We start from the raw sequence: 16,475 nt of genomic DNA, 5'->3' as shown, positions 1-16,475 counted from the left end.
TCAGTTAACATTTTATCGTCATTTATTTGACATTTTTGCAGCATATAGAGTATTGATTGACCGTTCAATCAATCAAATCCAAAGTGTGATTGGCCTATCAGTTGGGGAAAATATGTACCGCAGAGATATTCCGGAGCAGCGTAAGGAGCAGCTGATTAACGCCGCCTTCGAGACCATTAACGTCGTCGGGCTGGCCGGCGTCACCCTGTCTCAGGTGGCGAAAGAAGCCGGGCTGTCGACCGGCATCGTCAGCCACTATTTTGGCGATAAAGAGGGGTTGCTGAGCGCCACCATGCGCAAAATCCTGCGCGATCTGCGCGACGCAGTGGCCGAATGCCGCGCGCAGGCGGCGAGCGACAGCCAGTCACAGCTGTTCGCCATTATCCAGGGCAACTTCCATCCCAGCCAAACCAACGCCGTGTCCATGCGCGCCTGGCTCGACTTCTGGGCCGCCAGCATGCACCAGCCGGTGCTGCGCCGCCTGCAGCGCGCCAACGATCGGCGACTCTATTCCAACATTTGCTGCCAGTTCCGCCGCGAGCTGCCGCTGCGGCAGGCGCGTGATGCCGCGCGCGGGCTGGCGGCCATGATCGATGGGCTCTGGCTGCGCGGCAGCCTGGCCGGCGACGAGACAGACCTGAAGCAGGACTGCCGCATCGCCTGCGACTACGTGGCACAGCGGCTCAATGCCGCGCAGCCGCTGGGGTGAACGCCCTCGTCAGCGCGATTCCTGCTCTTCGCTGTACTGGGTTTGCCACATCGCGGCGTAGCGGCCGTTCGCGGCCAGCAGCGCCTCGTGCCCCCCGCGCTCGACGATCGCCCCCGCTTCCAGCACGATGATCTCATCGGCGTCCACCACGGTGGATAGCCGGTGGGCGATCACCAGCGTGGTGTGGTTGCGGCTCACCTCGCGCAGGTGCCCCTGGATTTCACGTTCGGTCTGGGTATCCAGCGCGCTGGTCGCCTCGTCGAACACCAGGATGGCCGGATTTTTCAAAATGGTGCGTGCGATCGCCACCCGCTGCTTTTCACCGCCCGACAGCTTCAGCCCGCGCTCACCCACCCGGGTGTCGTAACCGTCGGGCAGACCGACGATAAAATCATGGATATGCGCCAACCGCGCCGCCCGCTCGATTTCTTCATCGCTGGAGCCGGTTTTGCCGTAGCCGATGTTGTAGCGCAGCGTATCGTTGAACAGCACCGTATCCTGCGGCACGATGCCGATCGCCTGCCGCAGGCTGGCCTGGGTCAGCTGGCGAATGTCCTGGCCGTCGAGGGTAATGGCGCCGCTCTGCACGTCGTAGAAGCGAAACAGCAGGCGCGACAGCGTGGACTTGCCCGCGCCGGAGGCGCCGACCACCGCCACCGTGTGGCCCGCCGGAATGGTAAAACTCACCTGCTTGAGGATCGGCCGGCGCGTGTCGTAACCGAAGCTGACCGCATCGAACCGCACTTCGCCGCGATCGAGGCGCAGCGGCTGCGCATCCGGGCTATCGACGATTTCACGCTTTTCCTGCAGCAGATCGAACATGTTCTCCATGTCGATCAGCGCCTGGCGCACCTCGGAATAAATAAAGCCGAAGAAGTTCAGCGGCTGATACAGCTGCAGCAGGTAGGCGTTGACCAGCACGAAGTCGCCGACCGTCATCGTCCCCTGCGTAATGCCCTGCGCCGCCATGGCCATCATCACGATCAGTCCGATCGAAATAATGGCGGTTTGCCCCAGGTTGATCGCCGTAAAACTGAATTGGTTCTTGATGGCCGCGTATTCGTACAGCCGGCGCGACAGGTCGAAACGCTCGGCCTCGAACTCTTCATTGCCGAAGTACTTTACGGTCTCATAGTTCAGCAGGCTGTCGATGGATTTGCTGTTGGCGTCGGCGTTGGCCTTGTTGAGCTCGCGGCGAAAGCGGGTGCGCCAGCTGACCGCCAGCACGGTAAACAGGATGTAGCAGCCGACCGTCGTCAGGATAGCCAGCGCGAACCAGCCGTTCAGCATATGCCACATGATCGCCGTGACCAGCGAGAGCTCGAACAGGATCGGCACGATGGAGAACAGCAGCCGCGACAGCACCGTGGACACCGCCTGGGTGCCGCGCTCGATGGACAACGACAGCCCGCCGGTCTGGCGCTCCAGATGGAAGCGCAGACTCAGCGCATGCAGCTGGCGAAACACCCGCACGCCCAGCAGGCGCGTGGCGTTCTGGCTGACGTGGATGAACATCACGTTGCGCAGTTCCTCAAACAGCGCGCCGCCCACCCGCGCCACGCCGTAGGCGACGATCAGCCCCAGCGGCACCGCCAGCATTTTCGCCGTCTCGCCGCTCAGCGCATCGACCATCGCTTTGTAGGCCAGCGGCACCAGCGTGGTGCTGACCTTGGCCGCCACCATGAACACGAAGGCCACCACCAGATACCCCCGCAGGCGCGGGTTGTCTTTCGGCCACAGGTAGGGCAGCAGGAATTTCAGCAAACGGGAACGATCCATCATGTAATATTCATCTTCTCGGTCGGGATCGCGGCACACGGCCGCGCGGGGGTTATGAGTTTGGCCTGGCCGGCGGCAAACGCCGCAGCCATCCCGTTGTCCTGCGGCGGCAACTCAGCATCATCCGTCAGGAGAAGCGGCGGCGGCTCGGGCAAAGTTCAGGCATGGAGGAGACAATCACATGACCCAGACGTACGCAAAGCGCTTTGCGCAGGTCTTTGACTATATCGATCGCCACCTGGACGAGGCGCTCACCGTCGAAAAACTGAGCGAAGTGGCCCACTTTTCGCGCTTTCACTTTCAACGCCAGTTTAGCGCGTATTGCGGCATCTCGGTGTGGCGTTATATCCAGTGGATGAGGCTCAAACGCGCCTCGTACCGCCTGGCGTATAACCCGCTGGAGCCGGTGATTGACATCGCGCTGGACGCCGGTTTTCAAAACCCGGAGTCCTTCAGCCGCGCCTTCAAACAGGCGTTCAGCCAAACGCCAAGCCAGTTTCGCAAACGGCCGGCCTGGATCGATTGGCAGCAGCGCTTTCCCGAGCCGAAACACAAAAGGAAACAACCCATGAAGGTAGACATTGTCGACTTCCCGGCCACGCCGGTGGCGATGATCGAACATCGCGGCCCGTCCGCGCTGGTCAACGAAACCGCCGCGCGCTTTATCGAGTGGCGCAAAACCAGCGGCCTGTCGCCGGTCAGAAGCAGCCGTACTTTCGGCATCGCACCGCACGATCCGGCCACCACCGAAGCGCAGGACTTCCGCTTCTTCATTTGCGGCGAGGTTACTGCGCCGATCCCCGAGGACAACGCCTTCGGCGTGGTGAACAGCACGCTGCCGGCCGGGCGCTGCGCGCTGCTGCGCCATCACGGCTCGCTGGATGGGCTCTCGGAAAGTGCCCATTATCTGTACCGCGAGTGGTTGCCGGCCAGCGGCGAGGAACTGCGCGATTTTCCGCTCTATTTCCACTACCACAACTTCGTGCACGAAGTGGCGGAATATGAACTGGTGACCGATCTTTACCTGCCGCTGAAGTAACTGACATCTGGCTCCGCAAGGAGCCAGATTGACGTTAACAGGACGGCGACGAACCTTGCGGCGGCAGATAGCGCTGCGGATCGAGCGCGGTCGCGCGGTAGCGGATCTGGAAGTGCAGGAACACCGAATCGGTGCCGGTGCTGCCCATGGTGCCGATCTTCTGCCCCGCCTTCACATCCTGGCCGTTGCGCACCAGCGTGGTGTCGTTGTGCGCATAGGCGGTAATAAAGTCTTCGCCGTGCTTAATCATGATCAGGTTGCCGTAGCCGCGCAGCTGGTTGCCGACGTACACCACTTTGCCCTTGGCGGAAGCGTAGATCGGCTGGCCGCGTTTGCCGGCGATGTCGATGCCCTTGTTGCCGCCATCTGAATTGGAGTAGGCCTGCACGATCCGGCCGCTGGTCGGCCAACGCCAACAGCGGGCAGCGCCCGGCGGCGGCGTTTGCTTGGCGATCGCGGCGGAAGAAGAAGAGGTTTTACGGCGCGTGGCGGCGGTTTTGGTCGGTGCGCTGCCGCTCAGCCGCAGTTTCTGCCCCACTTCCAGGCTATAGGGCGGGCGTATCTTGTTGATTCTGGCGAGATCGCTGACTTCGCTGTCGGTGATCCAGGCAATGTAGTACAGCGTATCGCCCCGTTTGACGGTGTAGGACTTGCCGGTGTAGCTGCCCTTCGGCAGTTTGTCGTAATCGCGGTTGTAGGTGTTTTTACCCGAACACCCGGCCAACAACAGCCCCAATGTCAGACACACCGCGATGCGGCGCCACCCAGCCCATTTGCTTCCTGTGCTCAAATCCAGTCCTCAGTCGTCGTTTCGGTTCTGATACGCGTCAGCCGCACAGTGTAACATTTGCGCCGGGTCAGTCAAAAACCCCCAGACGGTCTATGCTAAACAGGTAAGGATGACTGATTAATTACCCAACGACGAAATGGAGTACTGTCATGTTGAACCTCGACCGCAATAATCTGCCCCTCCTGAGCGAAGAACTGCTCAAAAAGCAACGCACCACCCTGCTGATCATCGCCTTCCTGCTGCTGGCGGGCGGGATACTGTGCCTGGTCAATCCTTTCGCCTCCGGCGCAGCGCTGAGCATCGTGGTCGGCATCCTGCTGCTGTTGAGCGGCGCCGGGCTGATTATCGCCATGATCGCTAACCGGGCACAGAATACCTGGCCGATGATCGGCGGCATTTTGCTGGGCGTGGCCTACCTGATTATCGGCTATGTGTTCATCACCAGTCCGCTGGCGGGCATTCTGGCGCTGGCGGTATACCTCGCCGTGCTGTTCGCGCTTGGCGGCATCGCTCGCCTGGCAGCGGGCTACATGCGCCGCGGGCTGCCGGGCAACTGGCTGCAGTTCGTTATCGGCGTGCTCGACTTGATCATCGCCTGGATGCTGATCGGCTCAGGCCCGGCGGCATCGGTCACGCTGGTGACGGCCATCGTCGGCATCGAGATGCTGGTCAGCTCCTTTGCGCTGTTCCAGGCGGCGAATCTGTTTAAACGCGCCTGACGCTACCGGCCCGCCGCCGCGGGCCTCATCGCTTTCGTTGTTTCCAGACAAAACAAGGCGATACCCCCTCTGCTTGTCCGTGGTTATCTTCATCGGTAAGTGCCAATATAGGCGCAGACAAGGGAGCTGAAACCGATGACAACCCATTCCAACCCGTTGAACTCGCGGGAAGTCTGCCTGCAATTACGCCACTTCAATCAGGTAATCGGGCAACAATGCCGCAATATGGCGCGCCAAAAAACCACCTGCCCATGCTGCCTGACGGACATTGCCACCGGCTGCGACGCCGGTATCAAACTATGCGGGCAACAGTTAGCCAAACCCAGCCCGCAAACCCCGTTATTCCAGCAGATTCGCAACTTGCTGCTCGATCTGCGCGCCGAAGCGAAAGGGGTTCGCCGAATCGAGACGCTTAATCGCACCAACAACGAAATATCCTGGCTGTTGCGCGAGCTGTATTTCGAGACGTTCTGACCCCGCCTTTGTCGGGGCAGCTAAAGCGCCAGACTGTAGTAATGTTCTTCCTTTTCAATCTTGCCGGTAAAGCGAAAGCCGAAGGTGAGATACAGGCTTTTGGCGACGAGATTATGTTCATCAATCATTAGCGTCACCTGCTCTATGCCGTGCAACCTAAAATCCGCGAGTATCGCGGCGAAGCTCTCACGCCCCAATCCCTGCCCCATAAACTTATGGTCAAGCATATAGCGACACAGCTCGGCCTCATGTGGGTTATGCGGCCAGCACTTGTACATGAAAAAACCGATGAGCTCGCCGTCGCGGTAAAGCGCGCGGGGCTGGCATTCCGGAAAAAACGCCGCCTCGGAAATAGAGATGGCGTTACAGCAAATAAACGCCTCGAACACGGTGCCAACGCCGTCTTGATTCGACGTCAGTTCGCACACGTCAAACAGGTTATCGCGGTTAATCTCGCGTATTTCAATCATAACGGTATCCCAGTAGAAGTAAGCGGCGAACTCCAGCATTCACCCTGGCGCTAACCATTGCTCTGCAGTCAGCTCGCTACTTTAACGCATCGCCGCCGGCATACAACGCTCCCACTGTTCACCCCACTTTACGACCGCCGTCACACCTCACCACCGCCAAATTGCGTTGGTTATAGAGTCGTCTACAATTCAATCGAATTACCCCCTACAACATCAGAAATTATTATTATTAGAGGTGATTATGTTACAGAAACACGAAAACGTAATAAGTATGACTGTGCTAAGCCCGCAAGCCACCCAACAACTGATGCCTTCGTTTTCCTCCTTGCCCCACACGCAACACGCCGACGGCAAATATCGCCTGCGCCGTTATTCGGTCGTCAAATACCTCAACCCCAACGTCGCCGAAGTGGGGCCGCGCACCTTCATGCAGTCCGATCAGATCAACCACTTCCAAGGCAACGTGGTGCGCCGCTTCGAGCCTATCGACAGTGCCGTGCTGCAGAGCGCCGGCATGGCGGAGATGTGCAACCTGTTTGCCGAAAATAACGAACTGCCGGAGGGTGCCGAGATAGAGATCCACCAAATGCGCGTGGTCGCCATCCAGAAAGATACGCTGGTGGCGCCGGAAGGCATTCACCAGGACGGTTTCGACCATATCGCCATGATCGCCATTCACCGGCACAACATCGTCGGCGGTGAAATCATGCTGTACGACGACAGCCACCACGATCCCTTCTTTAAAAAAGCGCTGGCAGACGGTGAGGCCGTGCTGCTGGCAGACAGCAAACTGTGGCACAACGCCACGCCGATCAACGCCGTAAGCCCGAAAGAAGAAGGCTATCTGGATCTCTTCGTCCTCACCGCGCGGGGAGAGAAAGCATGACCTTTACGCCCGAGCTCGCCCGCGCCCAGTTCAGCGCCCTGTCCCAGCACATCGACGGCAAGCCGGCGATCTTTTTCGACGGCCCCGGCGGCGCACAGGTTTCACGGGGCGTGCTGGAAAAAATGACGGACTACCTGGGGAAATACAACGCCAACCTGGGCGGCCACTACTTCTCCAGCCGAGTCACCGGCGAAGTGATGGGCCAGGCGCGAGAATCGGTGCGCGCCTTATTAAATGCGCCTTCGCCCGACAACATCGTTTTCGGCATGAATATGACCACGCTGACTTTCCATCTCAGCCGCATCATCAGCCGCGACTGGCAAGCCGGCGATGAAGTCATCGTCACCGCGCTCGATCACTACGCCAACGTCTCCAGCTGGCAGCAGGCCGCCGCAGACCAAGGGGCCGTGGTGCATCAGATACCGCTGGAGAGCGCCGACTGCGCATTGGACGCCGCAAAGGTGTGTGAGCGCATCAACGCCAATACCCGCCTGGTGGCAGTCAGCTACGCCTCCAACGTCACCGGCAGCATCGTCGATATCAAAACCATCGTCGAAGCTGCGCATCGGGTCGGCGCGCAGGTGTATGTCGACGCCGTGCACTATGCGCCGCATAACCTGATTGACGTGCAGGCGCTGGGCTGTGATTTCCTGGTGTGCTCCGCCTACAAGTTCTTTGGCCCGCACGTCGGCATGGCCTATATCGCGCCGCAGTGGCTGCAACGCCTGCGGCCGTACAAAGTCGAGCCGGCCACCGATGTCGGCCCCGGCCGTTTCGAGACCGGCACGCAAAGCTTCGAGGCGCTGGCCGGCGTCGCGGCGGCGATCGACTATCTGGCACAGTGGGGGACGCCGGGCGCGCCGTTAAGGCAGCGTTTGCAGGAGAGTTTCGCCGCCTACCACCGGCATGAAGAGGCGCTGTGCCGCCACTTTTTGCAACGGCTGCAGCAACTCGACGGCGTGCGGCTCTACGGCCATTCACAGGCGGACAGCACGCGCCGCACGCCAACCTTCGCCCTGACCTTCAGCGGCCAGACGCCTGACGCGATCGCCCGCCGCCTGGGGCAGCACAACATCTGCGCCGGCAGCGGGCATTTCTATGCGCTGGGCCTGATCCAGCAGCTGGGGTTGCAGGATGGCGGCGTGCTGCGCATCGGCATGATGCACTACAACACCCAAGGCGAAATAGACACGCTGTTTAAGGTGATCGCCGAAGATATCCTCAGTTAACTCGCCACATCGGCCCGCTCACCTTATTGAGCGGGCCATCGCGGCACGCTGGGGGTAGAATCAAGGGGATTTTATTTTAGAAATGGATTTTTACTTTGCGAAAATATGCAGTTATCGCCGCCGCATTGATGATGTCTTCCTGTGCCACGCCGGAGAAATGGGAAGCGCAAACGGCAACCCCTACGCCCCTTGAAGCGGCCAGAACCCACTGCCGGCAAGAAGCCGAACAGCGCTATCCCGTGAACCTGTCTTTGCACACCAGCTCGCCGACCTTCTCCTCCATGACGATCAACGGCACGGAGATCCCCAACGCCGGTAGCGGCGCTTTCCCCTCGGACAGCAATGAAATGCGCAGAAAAGAATTCGTTAATGCCTGCATGAAATTGGAAGGATGGGAAAATAAAAATAAGGTGACGGGATTATTGGCATTTTTATTTAACTAACGGCAACACAGAATAACTCGGAATTACCGCGCTCAGGCAGCGGTAATTCCGCCTTATTAACCGGCACCGACAGCCTGACTATTTTGCTACGATATAACAGGTTACACCTCTCCTCCATTCAGGGCGATAATCAAACAAATGGAATAAATCAATTTATGAGTGAGAAAGACACCCCCCTAAAAAAGCCGCAGAGCCATATCAACAAAGCGGTATTCTTCACCTCTGCAGTCCTCATTTTTCTTCTGGTCGCGTTCGCCGCCTTTTTCCCCGACGTCGCTGACAAGAACTTCAAGCTTCTGCAGCAACAAATTTTCACCAACGCCAGCTGGTTTTATATTTTGGCCGTGGCGCTGATTTTGCTCAGCGTGACGTTTCTGGGGCTTTCCCGCTACGGCGACATCAAACTTGGCCCCGATCATGCGCAACCCGATTTTCGCTACCACTCATGGTTTGCCATGCTGTTTTCAGCGGGGATGGGCATCGGCCTGATGTTCTTCGGCGTGGCAGAACCGGTTATGCACTATCTCTCGCCACCGGTCGGCACGCCCGAGAGCGTCGAGGCGGCCAAACAGGCCATGCGCCTGACCTTTTTCCACTGGGGGCTGCACGCCTGGGCGATCTACGCCATCGTGGCGTTGATTCTGGCCTTCTTCAGCTATCGGCATGGCCTGCCGTTGACTCTGCGCTCTGCGCTTTATCCGATCATCGGCGAACGTATTTATGGCCCTATCGGCCATGCCGTCGATATCTTCGCCGTCATCGGCACCGTATTCGGGGTCGCAACCTCGCTGGGTTATGGCGTGTTGCAGGTCAACGCCGGGCTTAACCACCTGTTTGGCGTGCCGATCAACGAAACCGTTCAGGTGATCTTGATCGTGGTGATTACCGGGCTGGCCACCATTTCCGTGGTTTCAGGGCTGGAGAAAGGCATACGCTTTCTGTCAGAGCTGAACCTTGGCCTGGCGCTGTTGCTCCTGGCCCTGGTCTTGCTGTTGGGGCCAACCGTCCTGCTGTTGAAATCCTTTGTGGAAAATACCGGCGGCTATCTGTCCGAGCTGGTCAGCAAGACGTTCAATCTGTATGCCTACGAGCCAAAATCCAGCAACTGGTTAGGCGGATGGACGCTGCTCTACTGGGGGTGGTGGCTCTCCTGGTCGCCTTTCGTCGGTATGTTCATCGCTCGGGTTTCCCGCGGCCGAACCATCCGCGAATTTGTCACGGGCGTGCTGTTCGTCCCGGCAGGCTTCACCCTCATGTGGATGACGGTGTTCGGCAACAGCGCCATTTACCTCATCATGGAACAGGGCGCGACAGACCTCGCCACTACGGTACAGCAAGACGTGGCGTTGGCGTTGTTTAACTTCCTGGAGCATTTCCCGTTCTCCAGCGTGCTTTCGTTTATCGCCATGGCGATGGTGATCGTCTTTTTTGTCACGTCCGCCGATTCCGGCGCCATGGTCGTAGATACGCTGGCTTCGGGCGGCTCCAGCAACACGCCGGTTTGGCAACGCATTTTCTGGGCGTCGCTGATGGGCATCGTCGCCATCGCCTTGCTGATCGCCGGGGGGCTCAGCGCGCTGCAAACCGTCACCATCGCCAGCGCATTGCCGTTCTCGGCCATCTTGCTGATATCCATTTACGGTTTGCTTAAAGCGCTGCGCCGCGACCTGACCAAGCGCGACAGCCAAAATATGGCCACCATCGCCCCCACCGCCGCCCGCAATCCCATTCCCTGGCAGCGCAGGCTGCGCAATATCGCCTATCTGCCAAAACGCTCGCTGGTTAAGCGCTTTATGGATGAGGTTATCCAACCGGCCATGACGCTGGTGCAGGAAGAGCTGAGTAAACAAAACACGCTCAGCAGTATCAACGCCACTGCGGAAGACCGCATTCGTTTCGAGGTCGATTTGGGCGATGAGCTTAACTTTATCTATGAAGTCAGACTGCGCGGCTACAGTTCGCCGACGTTCGCTCTGGCCGGGCTGGATAACGATGAACAGCAAGCCGAGCAGCACAAGTATTATCGCGCGGAGATCTACCTGAAAGAAGGCGGCCAAAACTACGATGTCATGGGCTGGAATCAGGAGCAGTTGATCAACGATATTCTCGACCAGTACGAAAAACACCTGCATTTCTTGCATCTGGTGCGCTGAAGGCCAACATGCCGTCCCCCGGGGCGGCATTTTTTTGCCCTGCTTTCCTCACCACGGCGCTGATGATGCTGGTGGGATGGCGGACAACCAGTGATAACGCTTACAGGGGCAAAGGATTGGGTTGGGGTAATCTTTCGGAGAATCAGGATATTTTCAGGAGGGAGTACTGGAGCGGGTGAAGGGAATCGAACCCTCGTATGCAGCTTGGGAAGCTGCCGTTCTACCATTGAACTACACCCGCATCGGTGTGCGACAGGCATTATAACCGGTTATCGGCGGCGGGCAAGCGGAGATGGCACGTAACTGTCGATGTTTTAAGCGGTTAAGTCCGGTGGGCGAAAAAAAACCGGCGCAGTTGCCTGCACCGGTGGTTTCACGCTAAACGGAATTATTTCTGTGGGCGCATCGCCGGGAACAGAATCACGTCGCGGATGGTATGGCTGTTAGTGAACAGCATCACCATACGGTCGATACCGATGCCCAGACCGGCGGTCGGCGGCAGGCCGTGCTCCAGCGCGGTGACGTAGTCTTCGTCGTAGAACATCGCTTCGTCGTCGCCGGCGTCTTTGGCGTTCACCTGATCGGCAAAGCGCTGAGCCTGGTCTTCGGCGTCGTTCAGCTCGGAGAAGCCGTTGCCGATTTCACGGCCGCCGATGAAGAACTCGAAGCGGTCGGTGATTTCCGGGTTAACGTCGTTACGGCGCGCCAGCGGCGACACTTCAGCCGGGTACTCGGTGATGAAGGTCGGCTGAATCAGATGGCTTTCCGCCACTTCTTCGAAGATCTCGGTCACGACGCGGCCCAGGCCCCAGCTTTTCTCAACCTTGATGCCGATGGATTCGGCGATGGCCACCGCTTTGCCCATGTCGGCCAGGTCAGCCAGATCGGTTTCCGGGCGGTATTTCTTGATCGCCTCGGTCATGGTCAGCTTCTCGAACGGCTTGCCGAAGTCGAACACTTCGTCGCCGTACTGTACCTGAGAGGTGCCCAGCACTTTCTCGGTCAGGGTGCGGAACAGCGTCTCGGTCAGCTCGATCAGGTCTTTGTAATCCGCGTAAGCCATGTAGAGTTCCATCATGGTGAACTCTGGGTTGTGACGCGGAGAAACGCCTTCGTTACGGAAGTTGCGGTTGATTTCGAACACGCGCTCAAAGCCGCCGACCACCAGACGCTTCAGATACAGTTCCGGCGCGATGCGCAGGTACATGTCGATATCCAGCGCATTGTGGTGCGTGATGAACGGACGCGCGGACGCGCCGCCCGGGATCACCTGCATCATCGGGGTTTCGACTTCCATGAAGCCGCGTTCCACCATGAAGTTGCGGATAGCAGACATCACCTGAGAACGCACCTTGAAGGTGTTGCGCGATTCTTCGTTGGCGATCAGGTCCAGGTAACGCTGGCGGTAACGGGTTTCCTGATCCGCCAGGCCGTGGAATTTGTCCGGCAGCGGGCGCAGCGCTTTGGTCAGCAGACGCAGCTCGGTGCAGTGGATCGACAGTTCGCCGGTCTTGGTTTTGAACAGCTTGCCGCGTGCGCCGAGGATATCGCCCAGGTCCCACTTCTTGAACTGGTCGTTGTACACGCCTTCAGCCAGATCGTCGCGCGCGACGTACAGCTGAATGCGGCCGCCCACGTCCTGCAGCGTGACGAAGGATGCCTTGCCCATAATACGGCGGGTCATCATGCGGCCGGCGACGGTCACTTCTACGCCCAGCGCTTCCAGCTCTTCGTTGTCTTTATCGCCGTACGCGGCGTGCAGTTTGTCGGAGGTGGAGTCACGACGGAAGTCGTTCGGGAACGCAATGCCGTTCTCGCGCAGGCCGGCCAGTTTCTCGCGGCGGGACTGCAGTTCGTTATTGAGATCCAGCGCCTGATCGGCGCCCTGTACTTGTTGTTCAGACATTTCTATTCCTCATAACCCGGCTTTCAAACTTGCCTCAATGAATTTATCCAGGTCGCCATCCAGTACGGCCTGCGTGTTACGCGTTTCGACGTTGGTGCGCAAATCCTTGATGCGGGAGTCATCCAGCACGTAAGAACGGATTTGGCTGCCCCAGCCGATGTCGGACTTGTTGTCTTCCATCGTCTGCTTATCAGCATTTTTCTTTTGCATCTCAAACTCGTACAGCTTGGCTCGCAGCTGTTTAAACGCTTGATCCTTGTTCTTATGCTGAGAACGATCGTTCTGGCACTGCACCACGATGTTGGTTGGCAGGTGAGTAATACGTACGGCGGATTCGGTTTTGTTGACGTGCTGACCGCCCGCACCGGAGGCGCGGTACACGTCGATACGCAGATCCGCCGGGTTGATTTCGATATCGATATCGTCGTCGACTTCCGGGTAGATGAACACCGAGCTGAACGAGGTGTGGCGACGGCCGCCGGAGTCGAACGGGCTCTTGCGCACCAGGCGGTGAACGCCGGTTTCAGTGCGCAACCAGCCGAACGCGTAGTCGCCGATGATCTTGATGGTGGCAGACTTCAGGCCCGCGACGTCGCCGTCGGACTCTTCGATCACTTCGGTCTTGAAGCCCTTGGCTTCAGCCCAGCGCAGGTACATGCGCAGCAGCATGCTGGCCCAGTCCTGCGCTTCGGTGCCGCCGGAGCCGGCCTGGATATCCAGGTAGCAGTCGGCGCTGTCGTATTCGCCGGAGAACATGCGGCGGAATTCCAACTGATCCAGCTTGCTCATCAGTTGATCCAGCTCGGCGACCGCTTCGTTGAAGGTCTCTTCATCGTCGGCTTCCACCGCCAGTTCCAGCAGCCCGCCGACGTCTTCGCCGCCCTGCTCCAGCTGATCGATGGTTTCAACGATGGCTTCCAGCGCGGCGCGCTCTTTGCCGAGCGCCTGTGCGCGCTCCGGCTCGTTCCAAACGTCCGGCTGCTCCAGCTCGGCGTTGACCTCTTCTAGGCGTTCCTTCTTGGCATCATAGTCAAAGATACCCCCTAAGAACCGCAGTCCGCTCGGACAGGTCCTGAATTCGGTTTTTTACCGGGTTAATTTCAAACATGGTTTCGTTCTTTTACGTTGATGTCGTCGATGGCGGAATGCCATTGGAACCGCTAATTCTAACGGATCCGGGCGGCAGTTTATAGCGAGTTGGTCAGTTTTTGTGGCGATCGGGCGACAAAGCGGGTGGCAAGGAGAGCAGGAATTTCGCCAGCGTTTTATTACCGGTGCCCCCCACGCCGCTAAGCTGTTCAAGTATTGAGCAAGGTGGTCATTGAGACTATAGTCGCTATGATGACTCACAGGGACAGGTGGTGCCAAAATGGACATTTTCGTCACGGATGATTTCGACAAATTTATGAAGAAAAATCGCATCGTCGATCAAAAGATTTGCACGGCGGCTCACGAACTCGCGCACGGTAACCATGACGGCGATCTGGGCGGTGGCGTCTACAAGAAGCGCATTTCGCTCAATCGGGGTAAACGGGGTGGAGCCCGATCCATCGTGGCGTTTAAACGCGGACATCATCAGTATTTTGTTGATGGGTGGCTGAAAAACGCCGTAAAACAGAGCGGTGCAAAAGAAATCAACGATGATGAATTGGCAACCTATCGCGAGCTCGCCAGAGATTTTCTTGCCATGCCGCCGGAAATTATCAAACGAGCCATCGATAGCGGCTACTTGCGAGAGGTGAAATGCGATGACTGATAATCGCCTGCTCAGACTGCAAAAAATGGCACAGCGTTTTAATGAGGTCGGTGCCGTGTCAGACGACACAATGCGCAACATCACTGCGCGAGTTCAGGCGCAGGAACAACATGCCCGGCGTGAACAGCATGAGCAAATGGACGGCGCACGCATCAAAATGCTGCGCAGACGGCTCGGCCTGAGCCAGGCCGATTTGGCGGCCGTGGTCAACATGTCGACCACCAGCGTACAAAAATGGGAACGTAACGCGGTAAAACCCCAGGGAGCCGCGCTCAGAATGCTGGAGATTATCGAACAGAAAGGGGTCGCCAGCCTGATCATCTCGCCACGAAACTGATGGGCGTTCGTGCACCGTTCACTTACCGCTGCACGAACGTCAATTTCACTTCAGCGCGGCCAAAGATGCTGGATCAGCAGCTGCACGTTGCGGTTGCCGCGAAACTCGTTGACGTCGAGCTTGTAGGCCAGTTCGACCTCGCGCACGCTGCTGTCTGGCCACAGCGTGGTGTCCACGTTGAACGCGATGCCGTCGAGCAGCGGGCCGCCGCCGAGCGGTTCCACCATCAGCTTCAGGTGTTTCTCGCCCACCAGCCGCTGCTGCAGGATGCGGAATTTGCCGTCGAAGGTCGGTTCCGGGAACGCCTGGCCCCACGGGCCGCCCTCGCGCAGCAGCTCCGCCGTGGTCAGCGACAGCTCCTGCATCGCCAGTTCGCCGTCGGACCAGATCACCCCTTCCAGCATCGCCGGATCGAGCCATTCCCCCACCAGCTCGCCGAAGCGCTGGCGGAACTCGTCGAACCTGGCCTCTTCCAGCGACAACCCGGCCGCCATCGCGTGGCCGCCGAACTTCATCATCAGGCCGGGGTTCAGCATATCCAGCCGCTCCAGCGCGTCGCGCATGTGCAGGCCGGGCACCGAACGGCCGGAGCCTTTCAGGATGCCGTCACCCGCCGGTGCGAACGCGATTACCGGGCGGTGGAAACGCTCTTTGATACGTGAAGCGAGGATACCCACCACGCCCTGGTGCCATTCAGGGTGATACATCGCCAGCCCGTAAGGCAGCTCGGTGCTGGTGCGCTCCAACTGGTCGCACAGCTGCAGGGCTTCCACCTGCATGCCCTGCTCTATCTCGCGCCGCGTCTGGTTCAGCGCGTCGAGATCGTTGGCCAGCATTCGCGCCTGCGCGATGTCGTCGCTCAGCAGCAGCGCCACGCCGATCGACATGTCGTCCAGCCTGCCGGCGGCATTGAGACGCGGGCCGAGGGCGAAACCGAGATCGTTGGCCGCCAGCTGGCGGGCGTCGCGGTTGGCCACCTCAAGCAGCGCGCGGATGCCCGGACGGCATTTGCCGGCGCGGATGCGGTTTAACCCCTGATACACCAGAATGCGGTTGTTGGCGTCCAGCGGCACCACGTCGGCCACGGTGCCGAGCGCCACCAGATCCAGCAGTTCCGCCAGATTGGGCATCGCCAGCGCGCGCTGCTCGAACCAGCCGCTGTCCCGCAGCCGGGCGCGCAGCGCCAGCATCAGGTAGAACGCGACGCCCACTCCGGCCAGCGATTTGGACGGGAAGGCGCAGCCGCGCAGGTTGGGATTGACGATCGCTTCGGCCGCCGGCAGGGTCTCGCCCGGCAGGTGGTGATCGGTCACCAGCACCTGCATACCCTTGGCGTGCGCCACGTCGACGCCGGCGTGCGAGGAGATGCCGTTATCGACGGTGACGATCAGCTCCGCGCCGCGCGCCGCCGCCTGCTCCACCACTTCTGGGCTCAGGCCGTAGCCGTCTTCAAAGCGGTTCGGCACCAGGTAGTCGACGGCTGCGCCGCCCATGCTGCGCAGCGCCAGCACCGTCAGCGCGGTGCTGGTGGCGCCGTCGGCGTCGAAATCGCCCACCACCATGATGCGGCGACCGTCGGCCAGCGCCTGTTGCAGCAGGCTGACGGCGTCGTCGATGCCGTCCAGCTGTTGCCAGGGCAGCATGCCCTTGACGCCGCGCTCCAGCTCCTGCTCACCCTGCACGCCGCGCAGGGCGTAAAGCCGGCGCAGCAGCGGCGGCAAACTGGCGGGCAGATGCGTGTCGTCCGCCGCCGGACGGCGGCGTAGTTGCGTTTTAATACTCACC

Annotated in this window: 16 protein-coding genes and 1 tRNA gene; 10 read left to right on the top strand and 7 right to left on the bottom strand. The window is 59.4% G+C overall.

The features are described from left to right. Nucleotides 1-112: 112 nt before the first annotated feature. Entirely contained in the window at nt 113-709 is a 597-nt protein-coding gene (gene betI / locus EKL15_RS00465) for a transcriptional regulator BetI (RefSeq protein WP_060441322.1), read from the top strand. A gap of 9 nt (nt 710-718) precedes the next feature. Here betI and EKL15_RS00460 read toward each other — a convergent pair whose 3' ends face one another. After that, on the bottom strand, nt 719-2,488 hold the full coding sequence (locus EKL15_RS00460) for an ABC transporter ATP-binding protein/permease (protein WP_060441369.1): 1,770 nt from the start codon (nt 2,486-2,488) through the stop codon (nt 719-721). 181 nt (nt 2,489-2,669) lie between these two features. On the opposite strand from EKL15_RS00460, the gene EKL15_RS00455 reads away from it, so the two are divergent. Beyond that, nucleotides 2,670-3,527 (top strand): GyrI-like domain-containing protein, encoded by an 858-nt coding sequence (locus EKL15_RS00455; protein ID WP_047729951.1) that lies wholly within the window; start codon nt 2,670-2,672, stop codon nt 3,525-3,527. A gap of 34 nt (nt 3,528-3,561) precedes the next feature. Here the strand turns inward: EKL15_RS00455 and actS are convergent, their stop codons facing one another. Next, complete coding sequence (actS, locus tag EKL15_RS00450; protein WP_048234629.1) at nt 3,562-4,317, bottom strand: amidase activator ActS; 756 nt, start codon at nt 4,315-4,317, stop codon at nt 3,562-3,564. 149 nt (nt 4,318-4,466) lie between these two features. Between actS and EKL15_RS00445 the strand changes: the two genes are divergently transcribed. After that, nucleotides 4,467-5,036: an HdeD family acid-resistance protein gene (locus EKL15_RS00445; protein WP_033644791.1), complete on the top strand. Its 570-nt coding sequence runs from the start codon at nt 4,467-4,469 to the stop codon at nt 5,034-5,036. A 135-nt stretch (nt 5,037-5,171) separates the two neighbouring features. Next, nucleotides 5,172-5,510: a hypothetical protein gene (locus EKL15_RS00440; protein ID WP_049194795.1), complete on the top strand. Its 339-nt coding sequence runs from the start codon at nt 5,172-5,174 to the stop codon at nt 5,508-5,510. A 20-nt stretch (nt 5,511-5,530) separates the two neighbouring features. On the opposite strand, the gene EKL15_RS00435 is transcribed toward EKL15_RS00440, so the two are convergent. Beyond that, complete coding sequence (locus tag EKL15_RS00435) at nt 5,531-6,019, bottom strand: GNAT family N-acetyltransferase (RefSeq protein ID WP_060422919.1); 489 nt, start codon at nt 6,017-6,019, stop codon at nt 5,531-5,533. Between the two features lie 232 nt (nt 6,020-6,251). Between EKL15_RS00435 and EKL15_RS00430 the strand changes: the two genes are divergently transcribed. From EKL15_RS00430 to EKL15_RS00415, 4 genes are all read left to right on the top strand, one after another. Then, complete coding sequence (locus EKL15_RS00430; protein ID WP_224217742.1) at nt 6,252-6,866, top strand: 2OG-Fe dioxygenase family protein; 615 nt, start codon at nt 6,252-6,254, stop codon at nt 6,864-6,866. After that, complete coding sequence (locus EKL15_RS00425) at nt 6,863-8,095, top strand: cysteine desulfurase-like protein (protein ID WP_100396836.1); 1,233 nt, start codon at nt 6,863-6,865, stop codon at nt 8,093-8,095. Before EKL15_RS00430 ends, EKL15_RS00425 begins: the two co-directional genes overlap by 4 nt. Nucleotides 8,096-8,190: 95 nt before the next feature. Beyond that, nucleotides 8,191-8,538 (top strand): hypothetical protein, encoded by a 348-nt coding sequence (locus EKL15_RS00420; RefSeq protein ID WP_232734436.1) that lies wholly within the window; start codon nt 8,191-8,193, stop codon nt 8,536-8,538. Nucleotides 8,539-8,693: 155 nt separating this feature from the next. Next, on the top strand, nt 8,694-10,691 hold the full coding sequence (locus EKL15_RS00415) for a choline BCCT transporter BetT (protein WP_047729946.1): 1,998 nt from the start codon (nt 8,694-8,696) through the stop codon (nt 10,689-10,691). 167 nt (nt 10,692-10,858) lie between these two features. Here EKL15_RS00415 and EKL15_RS00410 read toward each other — a convergent pair. The 3 genes from EKL15_RS00410 to prfB form a co-directional block, all read right to left on the bottom strand. Further along, nucleotides 10,859-10,932: transfer RNA gene (locus tag EKL15_RS00410), tRNA-Gly, on the bottom strand. A 147-nt stretch (nt 10,933-11,079) separates the two neighbouring features. Beyond that, on the bottom strand, nt 11,080-12,597 hold the full coding sequence (gene lysS, locus EKL15_RS00405) for a lysine--tRNA ligase (protein ID WP_033649459.1): 1,518 nt from the start codon (nt 12,595-12,597) through the stop codon (nt 11,080-11,082). Nucleotides 12,598-12,606: 9 nt separating this feature from the next. Next, nucleotides 12,607-13,705, bottom strand: a protein-coding gene (gene prfB / locus EKL15_RS00400) for a peptide chain release factor 2 (protein ID WP_096242572.1) whose coding sequence is annotated in 2 segments (ribosomal slippage) — nt 12,607-13,629 and nt 13,631-13,705 — 1,098 coding nt in all. Because the reading frame shifts where the segments join, the coding sequence is not laid out codon by codon here. Between the two features lie 261 nt (nt 13,706-13,966). Between prfB and EKL15_RS00395 the strand changes: the two genes are divergently transcribed. Together EKL15_RS00395 and EKL15_RS00390 are read left to right on the top strand one after the other, a co-directional pair. Then, complete coding sequence (locus tag EKL15_RS00395; protein WP_060422886.1) at nt 13,967-14,353, top strand: type II toxin-antitoxin system RelE/ParE family toxin; 387 nt, start codon at nt 13,967-13,969, stop codon at nt 14,351-14,353. Further along, entirely contained in the window at nt 14,346-14,690 is a 345-nt protein-coding gene (locus tag EKL15_RS00390; protein ID WP_060422882.1) for a DNA-binding transcriptional regulator, read from the top strand. Before EKL15_RS00395 ends, EKL15_RS00390 begins: the two co-directional genes overlap by 8 nt. A gap of 50 nt (nt 14,691-14,740) precedes the next feature. Here the strand turns inward: EKL15_RS00390 and recJ are convergent, their stop codons facing one another. Then, nucleotides 14,741-16,474 carry a single-stranded-DNA-specific exonuclease RecJ gene (recJ, locus tag EKL15_RS00385; RefSeq protein WP_049199214.1) on the bottom strand — a complete coding sequence of 578 codons (1,734 nt, stop codon included), beginning with the start codon at nt 16,472-16,474 and terminating at the stop codon, nt 14,741-14,743. Nucleotide 16,475: the final 1 nt, after the last annotated feature.

This window comes from Serratia sp. 4542 (genome assembly GCF_016805595.1).
Taxonomy (GTDB): Bacteria; Pseudomonadota; Gammaproteobacteria; order Enterobacterales; family Enterobacteriaceae; genus Serratia; species Serratia nevei.
The sequence above is the reverse complement of the archived record's forward strand: the minus strand, read 5'-3'. Positions and strand labels throughout refer to the sequence as shown.

Excerpts from the sequence above, each read along its gene's own strand:
- EKL15_RS00445 (WP_033644791.1), top strand. The coding sequence starts at position 4,467 with ATGTTGAACCTCGACCGCAATAATCTGCCCCTCCTGAGCGAAGAACTG.
- EKL15_RS00430 (WP_224217742.1), top strand. The coding sequence starts at position 6,252 with ATGACTGTGCTAAGCCCGCAAGCCACCCAACAACTGATGCCTTCGTTT.
- EKL15_RS00455 (WP_047729951.1), top strand. The coding sequence starts at position 2,670 with ATGACCCAGACGTACGCAAAGCGCTTTGCGCAGGTCTTTGACTATATC.
- EKL15_RS00395 (WP_060422886.1), top strand. The coding sequence starts at position 13,967 with ATGGACATTTTCGTCACGGATGATTTCGACAAATTTATGAAGAAAAAT.
- EKL15_RS00460 (WP_060441369.1), bottom strand. The coding sequence starts at position 2,488 with ATGGATCGTTCCCGTTTGCTGAAATTCCTGCTGCCCTACCTGTGGCCG.
- EKL15_RS00425 (WP_100396836.1), top strand. The coding sequence starts at position 6,863 with ATGACCTTTACGCCCGAGCTCGCCCGCGCCCAGTTCAGCGCCCTGTCC.
- EKL15_RS00390 (WP_060422882.1), top strand. The coding sequence starts at position 14,346 with ATGACTGATAATCGCCTGCTCAGACTGCAAAAAATGGCACAGCGTTTT.
- EKL15_RS00440 (WP_049194795.1), top strand. The coding sequence starts at position 5,172 with ATGACAACCCATTCCAACCCGTTGAACTCGCGGGAAGTCTGCCTGCAA.
- EKL15_RS00435 (WP_060422919.1), bottom strand. The coding sequence starts at position 6,019 with ATGCTGGAGTTCGCCGCTTACTTCTACTGGGATACCGTTATGATTGAA.
- betI (WP_060441322.1), top strand. The coding sequence starts at position 113 with ATGTACCGCAGAGATATTCCGGAGCAGCGTAAGGAGCAGCTGATTAAC.
- lysS (WP_033649459.1), bottom strand. The coding sequence starts at position 12,597 with ATGTCTGAACAACAAGTACAGGGCGCCGATCAGGCGCTGGATCTCAAT.
- EKL15_RS00415 (WP_047729946.1), top strand. The coding sequence starts at position 8,694 with ATGAGTGAGAAAGACACCCCCCTAAAAAAGCCGCAGAGCCATATCAAC.